This window comes from Draconibacterium halophilum (genome assembly GCF_010448835.1).
GTDB classification, from domain to species: domain Bacteria; phylum Bacteroidota; class Bacteroidia; order Bacteroidales; family Prolixibacteraceae; genus Draconibacterium; species Draconibacterium halophilum.
Genome location: NZ_CP048409.1, coordinates 1678174 through 1699083 on the forward strand (window position 1 = coordinate 1678174; position 20910 = coordinate 1699083).

Here is a 20910-nt window from a genome sequence, read left to right on the forward strand (position 1 = left end):
ATTTTTTTAGCAGATTCTAAATTTTGAGCATCTGCTTTTTCTCCAGAATTTGGATAGATTTTAATAAACTACACATTGATCCGCTGTGCCATTTTTTGAGCCGTTAAAGCCAATTCCGTGGCGAGAAAACAATGATCCTGTGTCATGGCTGTTTCAGTACGATGAACAACGTCGTTAACAAGTTGATCGCCATAAGGCATATAAACCTGCGAGCAATCGTAGTATTTCACTTCTTTTTTGTTTACCAGAAATAGGTGATTTCCACCTTCCCGGCCGGCAATATCAACATACTTGCGCATCTCAATATAACCTTCGGTACCCAGAATAAAGGTTCTGCCGTCACCCCAGGTTGGCAGCCCTTCAGGCGTAAACCAGTCGATTCGGATATACCCTGTTGCATGATCGCTTCGAACACTCATATCTCCAAAATCCTGGTAGTTGGGATAATCTGTTGTGTTAAAATTAGCGATCTGTGAGAAATTGACATCAGCTTTTTGGGAGCTGGTATAAAACAAAAACTGGTCGCATTGGTGCGAGCCGATATCCGTAAGAATTCCGCCTGCTTTTTCAGGATAAAAAAACCAGTCAGGGCGACTTTCCGGTCGCATGCGGTGAGGTCCAAGTCCAACGGTTTGAACCACTTTGCCAATGGCGCCCTGCTGTACCAGTTCGCCTGCTTTTACTGATGCCGGATTTCCAAGTCTTTCGCTATACATTATGGAATATATTCTTCCGGTTTTCTTTTGTACTTTTTTTACTTCATCAAACTGTTCAAATGTGGTAATCCCGGGTTTATCCGACATGTAATCTTTGCCAGCTTTCATTACCCGAATGCCAAGTGGCGCTCTTTCTACCGGAATAATTGAGCTTGCAACCAGCTGAATGGATTTATCTTCCAGGATTTCTTCTTCGCTTTTTGCAACCTTAACATCGGGGAAACGACTAGTGAACTGCTTTAACAAATCAGGTTCTTTTACATATACTGAAACTAACTCGCCGCCACCTTGTAAAAGGGCGCCCACCATTCCGTATATGTGGCCGTGATTTACACCAATTACGGCAAACTTTATTGATTCTTTGGGAGCCGAACGCTTTTCAGGTTGGAGAATAATTTCCTCAGGATGCGAAGTGGAGTGAAGTCCCTTACTATACATGTCGTAAGGCAAGAGAGATGCAGCAGTAATTCCTGCTGCCGATGCAAATGATCGTTGGATGAAATTTCGCCTGTTAAAACTCATATTTTAGGTTTTTAAGTTTAAAATGGATAGCTAAACTTACAATATTTATTTTGAGTTTTTGTACCGATTTTAATTGAATAGGAATTAAAACAGATTCTTGCGGCAGCTTGTTTATTCATATTTGGCATCGCCGATTCTCTAAAGAAAAATCTTGTCAGCTCTGTGGTTATGTCATTTATTAACAGCTAGTAACAAGCATTTATTGGAGTAAAACAGGGGTTTTTATTAACGGTAATCTATTCTAACACGAGTAAAACTTGCGCCACTGATTATGGTGAAAACAGCTTTATATTTGTAATATCAAACAACTAATCTAAAAAAATAAAATATGAAGAATTACTTTCAAACTAAATTTAAAAATCCTTCCGGGCTCGGCTCCATTACTGATTGACACCGACCAGCTGACTATTCCTAAAATGTTAAAAAAAGAGGGCTATCACACCGGAATTGTAGGTAAGTGGCACCTTGGTCTTGGACAGGGCGATGTGGATTGGAACGAGAGCGTATCACCCGGCCCCAACGAAATAGGTTTCGATTATTCCTACATCATGGCGGCCACACAAGATCGGGTTCCTACTGTTTATCTCGAAAATGGAATGGTTGACGGACTCGATCCAAATGATCCTATCGAGATCGGTTATCAAAAGAATTTTGATGGAGAGCCAACCGGAAAAGATAATCCGGAATTGTTAAAAATGAAATGGCATCACGGACACAACAATTCAATCGTGAATGGAATTCCTCGAATTGGTTTTATGAAGGGCGGAGAGAAAGCCAAATGGAGCGATGTGGATATGGCTGACCATTTTCTGGAAAAAGCACAAAATTACGTGAAGAAACACAAAAACGAAACTTTCTTTTTGTATTATGCCTTGCAACAGCCGCACGTTCCTCGTACGCCAAATCCGAGGTTTGTGGGCAGTACGGATCTCGGTCCACGTGGCGATGTAATTGTGGAAGCCGACTGGTGTATCGGCGAATTTCTAAAAACCCTGGAGGAGACAGGAATTCTGGAAAATACACTCATCATTCTTTCCAGCGATAATGGTCCGGTATTAAACGATGGCTATTATGACGATGCAGTTGAAAGAATTGGAGATCATGATGCAAAAGGAGGCTTGAGAGGTGGGAAATACAGTTTGTTTGAGGCCGGAACTCGTGTGCCTTTCATGGTTTACTGGGAAGGTAAAATTAAACCGGTAAAGTCTGATGCGCTTGTATGTCAGCTTGATTTAATGTCGTCGCTTGCCGAACTTGTTGGCAGCAACGAAAAAGGACCCGACAGCCAGGAACTGCTCGATGTGTTTATGGGAAAAAGCCGGAATGGTCGTGAAGAATTGGTACTTGAGGCTACTTCGCGCACTGCGCTTCGTAAGGGGGACTGGATAATGATTCCTCCGTATAAAGGGCCGGAAATTGCTACACCGGTGAATATCGAAATGGCAAACTCTCCGGAGTTTCAATTATACAACCTTGATGATGATATCGCCCAGCAAAAAAATCTGGCTAAAAGCAATCAGGATAAACTGGAGAAGATGATCACGGATTATAAAGCGATTGTTGGATCCCAAAATTCAGACATCGAACCTCTCGAATTAAAGTAGCGAGGACTTGCTGGTATATTCTGTAATTAGCTTGCTGAATATACCAGCATTAAATCAGGCACCCAAACAAAAATGAGCACTACCCCATTATCGGATGTAAACCACTTTAGAAGTCCAGGTCAAAGTTTATTTATAGTTAACTAAAGCATTATTTTTAAAAAATCAAAGTGCTCATGATCATAATTCCTAAAGAAGATAGCAATTGTATTTTGTAAATTGCAATCGATTGCATAGATTTGTAGCAAACTTAAATAGCTATGTATAAATCAATATTTATTTTATTGGCCACTTTTCTGCTAAGCGGATCAGTTGTGGCACAGAAATCGGGGAACGAAAAACTTTTTAAAGATCGTTACATTAAGAAAACGATGAAGAAAGCTTTGGACTGGCAGTTAGAAAATCCAAAGCACGAATTATATGACTGGACTAACGGTGCTTTTTATGCCGGGGTGTTTGCAGCTTATGAAACAATCGGCTCGAAAAAGATCTGGAACGCAATGTACGAAATGGGAGAGGCCAACGACTGGAAACCCGGCCCGCGTCTGCATCATGCCGACGACCATGTGATTTGCCAAACCTATATCGACATGTACAGGGTTTCGGGCGAAAAGAAAATGATTGAACCTTTCGTTGAAACAATGGACAAGTTTATAGCAACGCCTTACGAAGCCGATGGTATTTTCGAAAAAACCTGGTGGTGGTGCGACGCGCTGTTTATGGCACCTCCGGCGTTTGTAAAGCTGGGAATTACTCTGGACGAAGATAAGTACCTGAAACTGTCGGATAAACTCTGGAAAGAAACTTACGACTTGCTTTATGACAAAGAACATCATTTGTATGCACGCGATATGAGCTACAAATGGAACGAACCCGGAATTGAAGAAAAGCGGGAAGCTAACGGGAAGAAGATTTTCTGGTCGAGAGGAAACGGTTGGGTAATGGGCGGTTTGGTTCGCGTATTGTCTGAATTGCCAAAAGACTATCCGAACCGCGATTTTTATATCAAGAATTATAAGGAGATGGCTGCCAAAATTGTATCGCTACAGCAGGAAGATGGATTGTGGCGCTCCAGTTTGCTCGATCCGGATTCGTATCCGGGAGGAGAAGCTAGTGGCTCAGGATTTTTCTGCTACGCTTTGGCATGGGGAATTAATAATGGCATTCTGGATAAAGAAACCTATTTGCCGGCAGTTGAAAAGGCATGGGTAGGATTGAACGGTCTGATTCAGCCCGACGGACATGTTGGTTGGTGTCAACCTATTGGTGCCGATCCGCGAAAAAACTTTGTAGCCGATAGTTGGGAAGTATACGGAACAGGCGCATTTTTACTTGCCGGCAGCGAAGTGATAAAACTAGATGAGTAGATTTTAAAGGATGAGCGGGTAAATAGATGCTGCACCGATAAGTTTCTGCAAATACCTGTAAATATTTCCAATTCAATTTGATATGGCTTTTTCTCAGCAATCGCAACGAGTTAAATATGACCTGTTAATCCTGGAATAGTGTTCTTTAGAATTCTCTTTGCCTTTGATGAGGAAAAGTCATCTTTTTTTTAGACCAATTGAAACGTTTAGTGAGAATTGAATAGGTACCTGATTCTTTTATAAGGTCTAATAGTGTAGCAACCATTGGTTTTCAGCTTAGCGAGACCTTTTTTTAAACCGAACAATTAACCAATAAATTATGATACAAAGACTCTTTATCGTCATCCTTTTATTCATGGTTGGATTTGCAGGAAAAGCGCAAGTCAACGATGTAACAACTCCCCTCCACCTCATGCAGCCTGATTATCCGCATGCCTACGGAGCACCTGAAACTAAGGACATTGAACAGGTATTGTCGCGGGTTTACAATTACCTTGATGAGGTTACACCTGCTCAACTGGTCGATAAAGAATCTGGAGAACTGATTAGCGATTTGACGAAAGTAGATCAGAATAGTATCATGAAACCGGGCGATTTTCGCCTGAACAGTTACGAGTGGGGTGTTACTTATGCCGGTATGTTATTGGCAACGAAGAATACCGGCGATGAAAAATATGCTGCTTATACTTTCGAGCGATTAAAATTCCTGTCTAAGTCTCTTGACGCTTTTGCTGATTTCGAAGAGAAAAATCCGGACACAAAGTTTCAACTGTATCGTTCGCTGCATCCACATGCTCTGGATGATTGTGGTGCAATTTGTGCAGCTATGATCAAAGCTACCAAATCCCGCGAGGTAGAAAACCTGGATTGGATCATTAATAACTACATCGATTATATCAGTAATAAACAATTCCGCCTGCAAGATGAAACCCTTGCCCGCAACAGGCCGCAACCCAATTCCATTTGGCTCGACGATCTGTTTATGAGCATTCCGGCCCTGGCTCAAATGGGAAGTTACAGTGGCGATACAAAATATTTTGATGATGCCGTAAAACAAGTATTGCAGTTTTCAAAACGAATGTTTAACTACGAAAAAGGCCTTTTTATGCACGGCTGGATTCAGGAAATGGATGAACATCCGCAGTTTCACTGGGCACGAGCCAACGGCTGGGCGGTAATGACTTTGGTTGAATTATTGGAAGTTTTGCCGGAAAATCATCAGGGCCGCGATCAGGTTCTGGAATTGTTACAACGCCATATTCGTGGTTTAGCCAACTACCAGCATGGAACCGGTTTTTGGCATCAGCTAATTGATAGAAACGATACTTACCTGGAAACTTCGGCAACAGCCATTTATACATATTCAATTGCCCGTGCAATTAACCGGGGATATGTTGACGCAAAAGTTTATGGTCCGATGGTTTGTCTGGCATGGAATGCTGTGGCAAGCAAGGTAAACGACGCAGGTCAGGTGGAAGGAACTTGCGTAGGAACCGGAATGGGTTTTGATCCGGCATTTTATTATTACCGGCCGATTAACGTTTTTGCAGCACACGGTTATGGTCCTGTTGTACTGGCAGGTGCCGAAATGATAGAACTGGTAAAAACACACGATATTCGCATCAACGACAGTGCAAACATGTTGTACGAAGAAAACGAACCTCAATCGTGGAAATTTGATTTTGGAAATGAAAAAGCAAAAGAGGGCTTTTCTCAGGTTACCGACCGCACAATATATGCTGAAGAAGCCGGATTTGGAATAATTCCATTTGGCGAGGTAAAAGCGTTCAGTGAAAAGGGTGAAGATGTAGCGTCAAATGACGGACTAAGTTCAGATGCACCGTTTTATTTCCAAATTGATGTGCCGGAGGGGCGCTACAAAATCACCCTCGAATTGGGTAATACTGACAAGAAATCAGCCACAACAGTAAAGGCCGAATCGCGAAGATTGATGCTTGAAAATGTTGAAATAAAGAAAGGTGATGTTGTTACCAAATCCATTCTTGTTGATGTGCGTTCGCCCCAAATTAATCCAACAGAAAGTATACGACTTAAATCGCGGGAGTTGCCCTATAAAAACTGGGATAAAAGTCTGACTCTTGAGTTCAACGGTAAAAATCCATCAGTTCGATCGATTGAAATTCAAAAAGCCGATGATTTCCCTGTAATTTTTCTGGCCGGCAACTCAACGGTTACCGATCAGGAAAATGAACCCTGGGCATCGTGGGGACAGATGTTTCCTCGTTTTCTTAAACCGGAAATTGTGGTGGCCAATTTTGCTGAATCAGGTGAGACTTTGAAAGCATTCAGAGCAGAAAATCGTCTGAAAAAAATACTAAGCGTGATGAAACCCGGCGACTATCTGTTTTTGGAATTTGCACACAACGATCAAAAACCGGGAAGTAGCCATGTTGAACCTTTTACAACGTACCAGGACGAGTTGCGCTATTTTATGAATGAAGCCAGAAAGAAGGGTGGAAAACCGGTTTTGGTTACTTCAACAAACAGGCGTAAGTTCGATGAAGAAGGAAAAATTGTAAATACGCTTGAAGAATACCCGGATGCCATGCGGCAACTAGCCAGGGAAGAAAATGTTCCGCTGATTGATTTGAATGCCATGAGCAAAGAATTTTACGAGACACTTGGCGTTGAAAATTCAACAAAAGCGTTTGTACATTACCCGGCTAATAGTTTCCCTAACCAAAGAAAAGCGTTGGCCGATAATACGCATTTCAATCCCTATGGGGCCTACGAACTGGCAAAATGTGTAGTGCAGGGAATAATGGATCAGGACATGGATTTGGCAGCGTATATCGTAGATGATTTTGGAAGTTATGATCCGTCAGCACCTGATGCGTTTGCAGGATTCTTTTGGCCCGACAGCCCTTCGTTGGAGTTACTTAAGCCAGATGGAAACTAGAAAAAATAGAACTTAGTTGAGAGCGGAGCACTTACATCTGTTCTCAAATTTTAAATAATTTATAGAACCCGGAAAATTTAGAACAGATGAAACAATACAACCTGATTCTTTCCATACTGCTCAGCACTCTCCTGTTTTCCTGTACCCAGGAAAAGAAAAGCGAGTTGGTACAACGACTGGAAGAAATTTTTTACAACGATTCTTTTGCCACTGTTCCGGGAACCGAATTTAATGTAGCCGATTACGGTGCCGTTGCCGATGGGAAAACACTGGCAACCGAAGCCATTCAGAAAACCATTGATGCCGCTGCCGAAGCAGGCGGTGGTAAAGTCACCTTTCCGGCAGGAACTTATTTGTCGGGAGCGCTTTTTGTGAAATCGAATGTGGAGTTGAACATCAGTGAAGGTGCAATTATTCAGGCGATTCAGGATAACAGTCATTACCCGCGTTTATGGACACGAATTGCCGGAATTGAAATGAAATGGCCTGCAGCGCTTATTAACGTTTACGATGAAAGCAACGTGCGCATTACCGGAAAAGGGGTGATAGACGGCAATGGAAAATACTGGTGGGATAAATTTTGGGGCGACCCGAGATACACTGGTGGAATGTGGGGCGAATACAAAGAAAAAGGTATTCGCTGGGCCGTTGATTACGATTGCGAACGTGTACGTCCGGTAGTGGTGTGGGAATCGGAAGATGTGTTGTTGAAAGATTTCACTGTAAAACGGGCCGGTTTCTGGACCGTTTCGCTCACCTACAGTACCCGGGTTCATGTTGACGGGGTAGTTGTACGCAACAATATTGGTGGCCACGGACCCAGCTCCGATGGCATAAACACCGACTCATCAAAAGATATTCTGGTTGAAAATTGCGACATCGATTGCAACGACGATAACCTGTGCATAAAAGCCGGGAAAGATGCCGATGGTTTACGCGTTAATCGCCCGGCCGAGAATATTGTTTACCGAAATTGTATCACACGTTCAGGTCACGGGCTGATCACCTTAGGAAGTGAAACTTCCGGAGGCATGCGAAATATTGAAGTTTACGGATTAGAGGCCATCGGAACCAACATTGGTATTCGTTTTAAGTCGGCAAAAGTACGGGGTGGATTAATTGAGAATATTCATTTTCACGATATAAAAATGATAGATGTGGCCAATCCTTTTCATTTCGAATTGAACTGGTACCCGGAATACAGTTATTGCACCATTCCCGATAATATTCCTGAAGAAGAAATAAAAGACCGATGGCGGGTGTTAAGTCAGCGTGTAGAACCGGCTGAAAAAGGCATTCCCGAATTCAGAAATATTACACTGAGCAATATTAAAGTGGAAAAGGCAGAACGGGCTTTTTATGCCAATGCCTATCCCGAAAAACCAATTCACGATATTCACTTTAAGGATGTTTCTGTTGAAGCCAAAGAAAGCGGGAAACTAACGTACGCCAGCAACTGGACTATGGAAAATGTATTGTTGAAAACGGTTTCAGGCAAGCCTGTTGAGTTGGAAAATTCTGAAAACATTGAGCAACCGGAGATCGTAAGAATTGAACAGCCGCAACCGGAAGAAAAGAAGGAACTAACCCTAGATCAGCAAATCAGGAATATCAACCCCAATGCCGATGTAGTTATAATTCCTGTTAATCCAACGGCCAACCAGGCGCTTGTTGATGGCGATACAACTGAGTTCTCAGAAAATATAAAAGTGTATATTTTAAAAGCCGAAGATGCGGTTTTGAGTTACTACGAACCGCTTGGAGATGGTTTTTATTACACGCCGGTCGAGGTGGCTGTTAAAAATAACGGAACTACTCTTGAAATAACAGGTCAGAAAGAGCATCAATATACTTTTATTGTTAACCACGATGAGGAGCCCGAAGATATCAACGAGGCAGATCAATGGGAATATGATAGTGATCGCCGGCAAATAAATATTGAAAAGAAAGGAAAATCGTTCACATTAGACATAGAATAAAACCAAAATAATGAATAGAATTCAACCATTTCTAACCGTACTGCTTTTTTTAATCCTGGCAGTTAGCAGTCAGGCACAACCCGAAACGAGGCAGGTAAAATACCTGTCGGGTACCGACAATGAAAACACTGAAACATGGGAGTTTTACTGTACTGCCGGCAGAAATAGCGGCCAGTGGTCTACCATCGAAGTGCCGTCGCATTGGGAACAACAGGGTTTTGGCAACTACGATTATGGCCGCGATTATCGTACTTATGGTAAAAAATTCAGGTATTCACAAGAAAGTGGGTTGTACCGATACAATTTTGATGTACCCGGAGATTGGAAGGAAAAAACTGTTTTTATTGTTTTTGAAGGATCGATGACCGATACCGAAGTGAAAATTAATAGCGAATTGGCTGGTCCGGTTCATCAGGGATCGTTTTACCGTTTCCGCTACGATATTTCGGATAAACTAAAATTCGGCGAAACAAACCAGCTGGAAGTTAAGGTCGATAAATGGTCAGCGAATCATTCGGTAAACCGTGCTGAGCGTTATGCCGATTACTGGATTTTTGGCGGAATTTTTCGCCCGGTTTATCTCGAAGCTTCTCCTCAGGAAAGTATTGACAGGGTAGCAATTAATGCTGAATCTGACGGAACTTTTGAAATGGATGTTTTTCCCCTCGGTATCACTGATAAACAAAGTATTAGTACAGAAATTATTGATGCAGAAGGAAATGTAGTTCAACGTTGCGAAACTACAGTAAATAAAGGCGATTCGCTGGTGCAGTTGTCGTGTGATGTAAATGCACCAAAACGATGGACCGCAGAAACTCCAAATCTATATACCGCAAAAGTTCAGCTTAAAAACGGGGGTGACGCGGTTTATGAACTGACACAAAAATTTGGTTTCCGAACCATCGAAATACGTCAGGGCGACGGCATTTACCTGAATGGTGTTAAAATAAAATTGAAAGGCGTTAATCGCCATGTTTTTTGGCCCGAAACGGGTCGCTGTGTTAATCCTTCACTCGATCTTCAGGATGTAAAACTGATGAAGGAAATGAACATGAATTCGGTTCGTTGTGCGCACTATCCACCCGATCAGGCATTTCTTGACTACTGCGATTCGCTGGGATTGTATGTGTTGGATGAACTGGCCGGCTGGCAAAATGCCTACGATACCGAATCGGGTGAAAAGCTGGTTCGCGAATTGGTCATCCGAGATGTAAATCATCCTTCAATAATTTTCTGGAGCAACGGAAACGAAGGTGGAACCAACACGGATCTGGATAATGATTATGCCATTTATGATCCTTCAAACCGACCGGTGATTCACGCACATCATCGCCCCGGAAATGATTATAACGGAATTGATTGTAATCACTACGAAAACTATTACAGCTCGAAAAAAATATTGGATGAAGGTCTGATTTACCTGCCCACCGAGTTTTTACACTCGCAGGACGATGGTGGGGGTGCCGCCGGATTAAGCGACTTTTGGGAACTTTTCTGGTACTCCGAACGATCAGCAGGTGGTTTTACCTGGGTATTTTCTGACGAAGGAATTGTGCGTACCGATTTGGGTGGAAAAATTGATGTGAACCGGGTAAATGCACCCGATGGAATTCTGGGACCGCATCGCGAAAAGGAAGGCAGTTATTATGCCATGCGTGAGATTTATTCACCTGTTAAAATCTTCATGGAAAAACTTCCGGAAGATTTTAACGGAACGATAGAACTGGAAAATCGTTATCATTTTACCAATCTGAATAAAGTGCAATTTAACTGGGAACTGGTTTCGTTCAGTTGGCCACAACAAAGGGGTGCCGGACACAAAGTTATGAAAAATGGCAGGGTACAAAGTCCTGATGTTGCACCAACACAAAAAGGGGAATTGAAGGTAGAACTTCCCGACAATTACAAGAATTACGATGTACTTTATTTGAGAGCATTCGATCCTGCAGGTGAAGAAATTTTCTGCTGGAGCTGGAAAACCAACGAAAACACCAACCAGGTTCTTGGTTTGGTAGAGAAAAGTCTTTCGGCAGAAGAGAAAGAGCAACTGAAAAAGTTGAAAGCTCAGGGAGTTGAAGAAGACAATATTTTACCAATTAGCGCCAAAGAGGGCGACGAAAATGTTAGTGCAACTGTTGAACTAAAGGAAGATGAAAAAAGTATTTCCTTAAAATCTTCGGGAATAGGTGTTACTTTTAGTAAAGAGAACGGTACCATTCTTACTATTTCCAACGATTTTGGATTGCCAATTCCACTAAATAACGGGCCGGTATTGGTGAGTGGCGAATCGAAAGTAGTTGATATTAAAACGACGAAAAACGACGACGGCTACAAACTCGAATTCTTGTATGAAGGTGATTTGAAATTCATTAAATGGACAATGTATAACAGCGGCTGGCTGCAGATGGATTACGAATACCAGGTGGAAGGCGAACAGTATTTCACCGGTATCAGTTTTGATTTTCCGGAGTCGGATGTAATCAGCGCCAAATGGCTGGGTAAAGGACCTTCGCATGTATGGAAAAACCGTTTGAAAGGCGGGCGTTTGGATGTGTTTGAACGGCTTTATAACAATGTATTGCCGGGAACAAATACCTGGGATTATCCACAGTTTAAAGGCTATTTTGCTGACGTATCGTGGATGGAATTTAATACCGTTTATGGCAAATTTACGGTTGTTGTCCAGCAAGACGACCTGTTTGTTCGTTTGTTTGATTTCTATGGAATCTCGGGGCCAAAAAATTACCCGGAGCTACCTCTTGGAAACATTTCTTTCCTCGATGGAATTCCGCCAATTGGAACAAAACTCGCCATGGGAATCAGCAATGATACCTGGAATCTCGGTCCTGAAGGGAAACTAAATGTGATGGAAGAACCCGTAAAACGAACCTTGTATTTTTATTTTGGATTGCTACAGTAGAAATCCCAAAAATCGATTAATAGAATGAAAAGAATTGCGAGTATACTGTTTGTATTCATACTGGCTATTGGCTGTATAAAAATGAAAGATGAAAACCAAAAGCCGACAATTTATACCATAGGCGATTCAACCGTTAAAAACGGACAAGGCGACGGAGCCGGTGGTTTATGGGGTTGGGGCGACCCTCTTGTTCAGTATTTCGATACAAGCAAAGTAAGTCTTGAAAATCATGCGCTGGGTGGAACCAGCAGTCGAACTTACCGCGATAAAGGACTATGGCAGCCCGTTCTCGATCAACTAAAACCCGGCGATTATGTATTGATGCAATTTGGGCACAACGATGCCGGTGCTGTTAACGATACAATCCGTGCACGTGGCACCATTAAAGGTATTGGCAATGAATCCGAAGAGATTGATAACCTGCTTACCGGTAAACATGAAACTGTACATTCCTATGGTTGGTATATGCGCCAGTATATTCGCGAAACAAAAGCGAAAGGAGCAATTCCGGTTGTCATGTCACCTATTCCACGAAACGACTGGAACAACGGTAAGGTTCCGCGCAATAAGGAATCCTATGGCGGATGGGCAAAAAAAGTGGCCGAAGAAGAAGGTGCTTTTTTCATCGATCTGAATGAAAAAATGGCCTCGGAAATGGAAAAACGAGGTGAAGAAAATGTGACTGAAATATTGTTTTTTAGTCGCGACCATACCCACACTTCAGCAAAAGGAGCAGTTTTGGCCGCCTCCCTGATTGCAGAGGGACTGAAAGAACTGAAAAAATGTAAACTCAGGAATTATTTACTGGATGATCCTAAAATTGATTTCCCGGTTAAAAAGAAAGTGCTCATTATTGGCGATTCAACCGTGGCCAATGGAAACGATAGTATTGTTGGTTGGGGGCGCGAACTGTGGGCTTTTATGGATACCAGCCGGATTGAAGTGATCAACAGGGCACGGGGTGGCAGAAGCAGCCGCACCTACATTTACGAAGGACTTTGGGACGAAGTGCTCAGTCAACTGAGTTCCGGCGATTTCCTGCTCATTCAGTTTGGTCATAACGATGGCGGTCATATCGATCAACCAAAATACCGGGGCTCGCTTAAAGGAATAGGAGATGAAACACAGGATATTCTGAGACACGATTCTATTCCTGAAACCGTGCATACCTATGGTTGGTACATGAAAACGTACATCACTCAGGCCAAAGAAAAGGGTGTCTCTGTAATTGTGCTTTCCATGATTCCACGAAACATATGGGAAGTTGGAAAAGTAGCACGTGTTGACGATAGTTATGGTGGCTGGGCCAAAGAATCAGCACAACTAAACGATGCGTTTTTTATTGATTTAAACAATACCATTGCTGATAAATACGAGATAATGGGACCGCAGAAAGTTGATGCGTTTTTCCCCGGAGATCATACTCATACCAATGCTAATGGAGCACGGTTTAATGCAAAAACACTAGCAGAAGAAATCGGAAAGCTTCGATCATGTTTGCTAAGAAGATATTTGAAATAGTAATAAAGGATAGAAAAATGAGAATAGAAGCCTCAATATTGATTGTTTGCTTACTGTTGCTATCAGCAGGACTGCAAGCTCAGAAACTTCCTTCAAAAGAGGAAGTGCTTGAAAAAATGGAGTTAACGAATGAGTACCTGATGAAAAAATGGCCCGATCCGGGAGTAAACGTAATTACCAACAGGGAGCGTCCGAGTAACCTTTGGACACGCGCCGTTTATTACGAAGGTTTAATGGCACTCTATGGGATAAAACCGGAACCAGAATACAAGCAATATGCCATTGAATGGGGCGAGTCGCACGATTGGGGTTTACGTAACGGCTACAAAACACGTCATGCCGATAATCATTGTGCGGGTCAGACTTATCTTGATTTGTATAAAATGGATCCTCAGTCGGAACGGATGAAAGATATCAAGGCATCGATTGATCTGATGATGAAAACCGATAAAATAGATGATTGGGACTGGATTGATGCCCTGCAAATGGCTATGCCCATATTTGCAAAACTGGCTGTCATTACCGAAGATGATGAATATTCGGAAAGAATGTACGAAATGTATAGGAATACAAAAATAACGCAGGGCTTGTACAACAAAAAGGACGGATTGTGGTGGCGCGATGCCGATTTTCTGCCGCCCTACAAAGAACCTAATGGCGAGGATTGCTACTGGAGTCGTGGTAATGGCTGGGTGGTAGCCGCACTGGTTCGTGTAATGGATATTTTGCCTGAAGATGACCCGCACCAAAAAGAATATTTGAAAACATACAAAGAAATGATGAAGGCTATTTTACCACTTCAGCGCGAAGATGGTTTCTGGAATGTAAGCTTGCACGATCCTAACCACTTTGGAGGCAAGGAAACCACCGGCACAGCATTGTTTGTATATGGTATGGCATGGGGAGTAAATAATGGGATATTGAAAGAGAAAAAATATATGCCGGCAATTGTAAAAGGCTGGAATGCTATGGCCGAACAGGCCGTTCACGAAAACGGCTTTTTGGGCTATGTACAAGGCACAGGAAAAGAGCCGAAAGACGGTCAACCTGTTACTTATACCAGTAAACCCGATTTTGAAGATTATGGTTTGGGGTGTTTTTTATTGGTAGGTTCTGAAGTTTATAAATTAAAATAGTTTTGAAATGAGTAGCTTGAATAGTTACACCAAAGTATATAACTAAACCGCCGCGAGTTACACATTAAACCATTGAAAACCGACAAATTTTAATAGAATGAAACGAACTCATCTACTTATCCTTTTCGCATTTCTTTTTATAAGTCAGTCTTGTACCGATTCTGCTCAAAAGGAGGCTTCAGCTGAATGGCCTGAAATAACTGCAGAAACCAAACCATGGACACGCTGGTGGTGGCACGACAGCGCTGTGAATCCTAAAGATTTAACTGCCAATATGGAAGAATTGCAGGAAGCCGGATTTGGTGGGCTGGAAATCACTCCTATTTACGGGGTGAAAGGGCACGAAAACAAAGCCCTGAAGTTTCAGCGGGAGGAGTGGATGAAAGCCCTTGAATTTACCTTGAAGGAAGGAGAACGACTTGATCTAGGCATCGATCTGGCCAATGCTTCCGGCTGGCCTTTTGGCGGTCCCTGGATTCAGGCTGATAATGCAAGTAAGAACATTAAGTTTAAAACATACTCATTAAATGGTGGCGAAAGTTTAAATGAGAAAATTAAACTTATTCAGCAACCTCTGGTTCGTGCCGTGGGGCATCAGGTTGATATTTCCGAGGTCAAATTTCCGATCAGCAGTAATACTAATTTGCGGGAACTGGCGCTGGATCAGGTTCGTTTTGAAAAACCACTGCCCCTGCAAACGCTAATGGCATACGGTGAAAATGATGAAGTTCTTGATCTGACAGATAAAGTTGGAGAAGACGGCACATTAAACTGGGAAGCACCCGAAGGCAACTGGCAATTGTACGCTTTGTTTGAAGGCTGGCACGGTAAAATGGTAGAGCGCGCCGGTGAAGGGGGAGAAGGAAATGTGATCGATCATTTCTCAGAAGAAGCGACAAGAACATTTTTAAAGGACTTTGATGATCATGCTGGAAATGTTGATATATCGGGATTACGAGCATTCTTTAACGATTCATACGAAGTGGATGATGCATCTGGCCAGGCCGACTGGACACCTCAGTTTTTTGAAGAATTTGAAGCCCGTCGCGGTTACGATTTGAGGACCCAACTACCGGCATTGTTTGGTAATGACACGGAAGATACCAACGCCCGGGTGCTATGCGATTACCGCGAAACCATTTCTGATTTATTATTGGAAAAATTTACCGTAGTTTGGGCCGATTGGTCTGAAGCGCACGGGGCAATAATCCGGAATCAGGCACACGGTTCGCCGGCAAATATTCTCGATTTGTATGCAGCTAGTCATATTCCGGAAACCGAAGGCACCAACCCAATGCGGATAAAAATGGCTACTTCGGCCGGGCATGTTTCCGGAAAACCACTGATTGCCTGTGAGGCAGCCACCTGGCTTGACGAACATTTCAGGGCGAATCTGGCTGACGCCAAGCAGAACTTCGATCGTTACCTGTCACATGGTGTCAATCATATTGTATATCACGGAACGCCTTATTCGCCGCAGGATGCCGAATGGCCGGGCTGGATGTTTTATGCAGCCGTTCATTTTGCGCCCACAAACAGCCTGTGGCCCGATATGAAAGCGCTGAATGATTATGTGGCCAATTGTCAGTCATTCATGCAAAATTCAACACCCGACAACGATATTTTACTTTATTTCCCGATTTACGATGCCTGGTCGGAAAGAGGACGTGAAATGCTTCGTCATTTTGGCGCATCAAGAGAGGATTTAACAAAAGACATTAGTGAGTTCTTATTGGACAAAGGCTATACTTTTGATTATATCTCCGACAAGCAAATTAAACAGCTACAAGTTGAGGATGATCAGATAAAAGCACCCGGAGCAAACTATAAAACGATAGTGGTTCCTACAACCCAATACATTCCGTTGGCAACAATGGAGAAACTTATTCAACTGGCTGAGAATGGTGCAAAAATAGTTTTTGAAGATCACTTACCCGCCAGTGTTTCGGGAATGTTCGATTTAGAAAACCGCCAGAAAAAATACCACGAACTGACTTCTTCGCTGGAATTTGAAAAACAAGAAAACTTATCGAGTGCACAAATCGGTAAAGGAGAAATATTGCTTGGTGATGAACTTGACATGATGTTACAAAAGGTACAGGTTTATCCGGAAGAATTAGCTGGTAAAGGCTTGTGGTTTAACCGGGTGAGTCGCGAAGATGGTGTTTGCTATTTTATCAGTAACTGGGGCGACCAAACTATTGATGAGTGGGTGACATTGCAAAGACCGGCAACGGAAGCTGTTTGGTATAATCCCATGAATCGCGCATCTGGCAAAGCAAAATTGAAAAATTCTGACAAATCCAAATCACAGGTTTATGTACAACTTAAACCGGGAGAAAGTATGATTCTGCAATTCTATAAAAGTGATGTTGATTTGGAAGATTATCCGGTTTGGGAAGAGCAGAATCAAAAGTATGTTGTGGAAGGAGAGTGGACAGTTTCGTTTGAAAAAGGAGGACCAACATTACCGGAAACGTATATAACTACCAAACTTACATCGTGGACAGAACAATCGGATGAATTGCAGAAGTTTTCAGGAACGGCGAGTTATAAAACAACGTTCGAAAAACCTGAAGGCGATGCACCCGCCTATATCCTTGATTTAGGTGAAGTTCATGAATCTGCCACAGTTTATATGAACGGAGAAAAACTGGGTACTTTACTCGGTCCGGTATTTCAGATCACAATTAGTACCGAAAGTTTGAAACCAACAAATGAACTGGAGGTGAAAGTCTCGAACCTGATGGCCAACCGGATTATCAGTATGGATAAAAGCGGAGAAAATTACAAGAAGTTCTATAACATTAACTTTGCCGCCAATAAACGTGAAAACGTTGGCCCCGACGGGCTTTTTACGGCAGTTAACTGGGAACCACTGAAATCGGGATTGGTTGGACCGGTAAGTTTGTCACCGGTTTCTGAGACCGATCTTTAAACGCGAAGCATTAGTCATTTTATTTATAATTTGATGGAAAATTTTTAATTCCAATTAATTTCGCAGAACAAATTTCTTTACATCGTTTGCAAACCTTTCCGATTCTTCCATATCAGGGAAATGGGCACTTTTTTCATAAAGTAAAAGGTTGCTATTTGTCAATACCTTATTTAACTCAATTCCGGTTTGAAATCCACCATTTTTATCAAAGATTCCGGAAATAATCAGGCACTCCGTATCCAGGCCTCTTACCGATTCCAGTAAATCGCCTTTGCTGTTTTCGAAAATCACATTTTGAAAATGAACCGTACCTTCGCTAGGCAATTTACTTTCTTCCCACATTTTGCGATTTAGGTTTGCAATGTATTGATTTACAAACAGAAAACTGTCGACAACTGATTGAGGAACTATATTCCATATGGAAAGGAATTTTTCTTTTACCGATTTATCTTGTTTGAGAATTTCTTCAATTTCGTGTCGCAGATGTTGATTGGCAATGGAATAAAAGCCCTGTAGTTGAACTAAAAAAACGGATGTTGAAAGTTCTGCCGGACTGGAAATTATTAATTGCTTTACGCGTTTTGGGTGCGCTTTTGTATACCGTAACGACAATTCTGCTCCAAACGAATACCCCAGCAAAGTCATTTCTTCTAATCCAAGACTTTCCCTTAAACAATCCAAATCGCTAATAAGTGTTGTAATAGTATAATCATTGGTGTCTTTGGCTGCTTTGCTTCTGCCGCATCCTCTCTGATCGTAATAAACAACAGGTGCAAATTTTTCCAAATGGGGGCCAATAGTTTTTTCGAAATTATAATTGTTTCCTCCTGGGCCGCCATGCACAATAATGATTGGTGTCGTTTTGTTTTCAGCACCGGAAATCTTTACATAGTGTTCAATGCCATTCAACGTAAAAAAACATTCTTGGTTATTGAGTTTATCGTTTGCCCCTGCAACGTTTGTTGCTATAAGAAGGATAAAAAACAATGATGTGGATACCAAATTTTTCATTTATATTTTATTTGAATTTGTTATAAGAACAAAGTTATTTTGTGCACACCATTAAATAAATTAAGGAATTACGAGCGTGTATAATTAGAGTATAAAAGAGCCGTTTTTGAGGTTAAACCCGCATTATGCATAAAACAAATCTATTCTGCGTTGAAACTACTTCAAAACAAGTCGTTTCACTAACTTTCTTCAACTCACTATAACGGTACTATGCCTAGTTTCAGTAAGCTCTTGTTTTACCTTGCCTAAAGGGCAGGTAGGTTGTATTTTAAATGCTCATCACGAAGTTTTAATGCATAAACCGGGTTGAACGATAAGCATTAGAAATATACTTTTTAACGAAACAGAAGAAAGAATTAACTATTCAGCCACTTTTTGAAGTTAGCGGAACGGTCGATACTAACAATCGTATCAAATTCATCTTCAGCTTTTGGTTTCAAATTTAGTTTTACCCGGCCACGGGAATAAGCAACCATCTTTGATATGGAATTTATATTTACCAGATATTTTCGGTTAATTCTAAAAAACGATACTGGATTTAACATGCTCTCCAGTTTATCTAGCGTGTATTCAACCGGATAGGTTTTTCCTTCGAAAGTTCGCAGGTAAGTTCCTTTCTCCTGAACAAAAAAATAGGATACTTCTGCTACTTCAACTTTTGTTATCTTATCTCCAATTTGAATCAGGAACCGCTTTTTAAATCCTGATTCCTTGCCTTGTATATTTGTCAGTAAAGATTCAAAGTCGATGCTAAAAGCAGATTTTAAATTATGAAATTTATTCAGGCTTTCAACCAGTTCACTTTTCCTGATGGGTTTTAACAAGTAGGCGATACTATTTACTTGAAAGGCTTTTATGGCATATTGGTCGTAGGCTGTTGTAAAAATAACGGGTGTATTTATAGTTACTTGTTCAAAAATGCTAAAACTAATCCCGTCCGAAAGCTGAATATCCAGAAAAATGAGATCGCAGGTGTGATTTAAAAACCATTTTATCGATTCGTTTATTGAACCCAGTTTCCCCACAACATTTACTGATGGATTTATTTCCAGTAACATTTGTTCGAGCTTATCAGCGGCAAAAATTTCGTCTTCAATTATTAGAATGTTCATCGTTTTCTGGCTTTAATAGTGGAAGTTTTGCTACATAATGGTTTGTCTCTACTTTAAATTCGGGTTCAAGCTTACCAATAAGTGCATATCGTTTTGAAAGGTTTTTTAATCCTAATCCAGTTGAAATTCCTTTCGAAATTTTTGGTTGAATATTGTTTCTTACGATTAATGAAAAATTGTCATCCTTAATATCAATGTGCAAAGGTTTCGCTTCGTTAATAATGTTGTGTTTCATTGCATTTTCCAGAACTACCTGTAACGATAAAGGGGGAAGAAACCAATTCAACAACTCAGCCGAAACATTTACCGAATAAGTGAGATTTTCGCCGTAACGAATTTGCTGGAGAAAAAGGTACGACCGCATAAATTCGAGTTCTTTTTCCAATGTAGTAACCGGTTGTTCTATCGTTTCTAATACATACCTGTAAATCATCGAAAATTCGTCAATAAATTGTTGCGCTTTGGAAACGTCTTTGTTTATTAATCCTGAAAGCACATTTAGGCTGTTAAACATAAAATGTGGATTTATCTGGCTTTTAAGAACTTCAAATTTTATTTGCGATAATTCATCTTTTAAGGTATCTGCCATTTGTTTGGCTTGTTTACTCTCTACGTACGAAATCCAACCTTCAAAAAAGGAAATAATAAAGAGATTAACCACAGCATAAATAAGCGCATTATTAAATAATACATTACTCAATTCATGTTTGTATGGTTTCATTGAATGCGCAAACATGGTAACCACAATTGAAATTATTACGGCAATTGAAAGGGCTGCGATTAATTCTATCGTTATTCTTGGAATTATTTTTCTACCCCATGGGAATTTCTTATTCAAATGGTAAATTACAAATAAGTCGGGGTATGCAATTAAAAAGCCGGCTATCAAACTAAGCAGTGTTCCTCTAAACATTCGTATAAGAAAGTGTTCTAAACCATCCAGCGAATAATATCCACTATAATGATTATAAGAAATCACAATTAATTGTATTCCAATAACGAAAATAAGGAGGAATACAAACAAGCGTTTAAACGAAAAAAACCGATGAATTTTCTGAAGGAACATACACAAATTTTAAAGCATTAAATATACGACAAAACACATTGTTCTTCCATTTTCAAAAGATTATATTGAATCTCTTTCTCGGTGCAATATTTAAAATAAAT

12 protein-coding genes are annotated in these 20910 nt (G+C 41.2%); 8 read left to right on the forward strand and 4 right to left on the reverse strand.

The features are described 5' to 3' along the window. Nucleotides 1–68: 68 nt before the first annotated feature. On the reverse strand, nucleotides 69–1238 hold the full coding sequence (locus G0Q07_RS06760) for a Gfo/Idh/MocA family protein (protein ID WP_163345366.1): 1170 nt from the start codon (nucleotides 1236–1238) through the stop codon (nucleotides 69–71). A 401-nt stretch (nucleotides 1239–1639) separates the two neighbouring features. On the opposite strand from G0Q07_RS06760, the gene G0Q07_RS06765 reads away from it, so the two are divergent. The 8 genes from G0Q07_RS06765 (at nucleotide 1640) to G0Q07_RS06800 (ending at nucleotide 17620) form a co-directional block, all read left to right on the forward strand. Beyond that, nucleotides 1640–2842: a sulfatase-like hydrolase/transferase gene (locus G0Q07_RS06765; RefSeq protein WP_262888011.1), complete on the forward strand. Its 1203-nt coding sequence runs from the start codon at nucleotides 1640–1642 to the stop codon at nucleotides 2840–2842. Between the two features lie 257 nt (nucleotides 2843–3099). Continuing rightward, nucleotides 3100–4206, forward strand: coding sequence for a glycoside hydrolase family 88/105 protein (locus G0Q07_RS06770; protein WP_203532688.1), 1107 nt, complete (start codon nucleotides 3100–3102; stop codon nucleotides 4204–4206). Between the two features lie 319 nt (nucleotides 4207–4525). Further along, nucleotides 4526–7126 (forward strand): glycoside hydrolase family 88 protein, encoded by a 2601-nt coding sequence (locus tag G0Q07_RS06775; RefSeq protein ID WP_203532689.1) that lies wholly within the window; start codon nucleotides 4526–4528, stop codon nucleotides 7124–7126. A gap of 86 nt (nucleotides 7127–7212) precedes the next feature. Next, a complete protein-coding gene (locus G0Q07_RS06780) occupies nucleotides 7213–9105 on the forward strand; it encodes a glycoside hydrolase family 28 protein (RefSeq protein ID WP_163345368.1) in 1893 nt (630 codons plus the stop codon). 10 nt (nucleotides 9106–9115) lie between these two features. Beyond that, nucleotides 9116–12025: a glycoside hydrolase family 2 protein gene (locus G0Q07_RS06785; protein WP_203532690.1), complete on the forward strand. Its 2910-nt coding sequence runs from the start codon at nucleotides 9116–9118 to the stop codon at nucleotides 12023–12025. A gap of 24 nt (nucleotides 12026–12049) precedes the next feature. Beyond that, nucleotides 12050–13546 carry a rhamnogalacturonan acetylesterase gene (locus tag G0Q07_RS06790; RefSeq protein ID WP_163345369.1) on the forward strand — a complete coding sequence of 499 codons (1497 nt, stop codon included), beginning with the start codon at nucleotides 12050–12052 and terminating at the stop codon, nucleotides 13544–13546. Between the two features lie 17 nt (nucleotides 13547–13563). Further along, the gene (locus tag G0Q07_RS06795; RefSeq protein WP_163345370.1) at nucleotides 13564–14682 is read left to right on the forward strand and encodes a glycoside hydrolase family 88/105 protein; all 1119 of its coding nucleotides are present in this window, start codon (nucleotides 13564–13566) and stop codon (nucleotides 14680–14682) included. A gap of 97 nt (nucleotides 14683–14779) precedes the next feature. Beyond that, nucleotides 14780–17620, forward strand: a complete 2841-nt coding sequence (locus G0Q07_RS06800; RefSeq protein ID WP_163345371.1) for a glycosyl hydrolase — start codon at nucleotides 14780–14782, stop codon at nucleotides 17618–17620. 54 nt (nucleotides 17621–17674) lie between these two features. On the opposite strand, the gene G0Q07_RS06805 is transcribed toward G0Q07_RS06800, so the two are convergent. From G0Q07_RS06805 to G0Q07_RS06815, 3 genes are all read right to left on the reverse strand, one after another. Then, nucleotides 17675–18631: an alpha/beta fold hydrolase gene (locus tag G0Q07_RS06805; RefSeq protein WP_163345372.1), complete on the reverse strand. Its 957-nt coding sequence runs from the start codon at nucleotides 18629–18631 to the stop codon at nucleotides 17675–17677. A gap of 356 nt (nucleotides 18632–18987) precedes the next feature. Further along, nucleotides 18988–19743, reverse strand: a complete 756-nt coding sequence (locus G0Q07_RS06810; RefSeq protein ID WP_163345373.1) for a LytR/AlgR family response regulator transcription factor — start codon at nucleotides 19741–19743, stop codon at nucleotides 18988–18990. Further along, complete coding sequence (locus tag G0Q07_RS06815) at nucleotides 19724–20809, reverse strand: sensor histidine kinase (RefSeq protein ID WP_163345374.1); 1086 nt, start codon at nucleotides 20807–20809, stop codon at nucleotides 19724–19726. The genes G0Q07_RS06810 and G0Q07_RS06815 overlap by 20 nt, the downstream gene beginning before the upstream one ends. Nucleotides 20810–20910 lie beyond the last annotated feature (101 nt).

Excerpts from the sequence above, each read along its gene's own strand:
- G0Q07_RS06770 (WP_203532688.1), top strand. The coding sequence starts at position 3,100 with ATGTATAAATCAATATTTATTTTATTGGCCACTTTTCTGCTAAGCGGA.
- G0Q07_RS06785 (WP_203532690.1), top strand. The coding sequence starts at position 9,116 with ATGAATAGAATTCAACCATTTCTAACCGTACTGCTTTTTTTAATCCTG.
- G0Q07_RS06815 (WP_163345374.1), bottom strand. The coding sequence starts at position 20,809 with ATGTTCCTTCAGAAAATTCATCGGTTTTTTTCGTTTAAACGCTTGTTT.
- G0Q07_RS06760 (WP_163345366.1), bottom strand. The coding sequence starts at position 1,238 with ATGAGTTTTAACAGGCGAAATTTCATCCAACGATCATTTGCATCGGCA.
- G0Q07_RS06810 (WP_163345373.1), bottom strand. The coding sequence starts at position 19,743 with ATGAACATTCTAATAATTGAAGACGAAATTTTTGCCGCTGATAAGCTC.
- G0Q07_RS06790 (WP_163345369.1), top strand. The coding sequence starts at position 12,050 with ATGAAAAGAATTGCGAGTATACTGTTTGTATTCATACTGGCTATTGGC.
- G0Q07_RS06795 (WP_163345370.1), top strand. The coding sequence starts at position 13,564 with ATGAGAATAGAAGCCTCAATATTGATTGTTTGCTTACTGTTGCTATCA.
- G0Q07_RS06775 (WP_203532689.1), top strand. The coding sequence starts at position 4,526 with ATGATACAAAGACTCTTTATCGTCATCCTTTTATTCATGGTTGGATTT.
- G0Q07_RS06780 (WP_163345368.1), top strand. The coding sequence starts at position 7,213 with ATGAAACAATACAACCTGATTCTTTCCATACTGCTCAGCACTCTCCTG.
- G0Q07_RS06805 (WP_163345372.1), bottom strand. The coding sequence starts at position 18,631 with ATGAAAAATTTGGTATCCACATCATTGTTTTTTATCCTTCTTATAGCA.
- G0Q07_RS06800 (WP_163345371.1), top strand. The coding sequence starts at position 14,780 with ATGAAACGAACTCATCTACTTATCCTTTTCGCATTTCTTTTTATAAGT.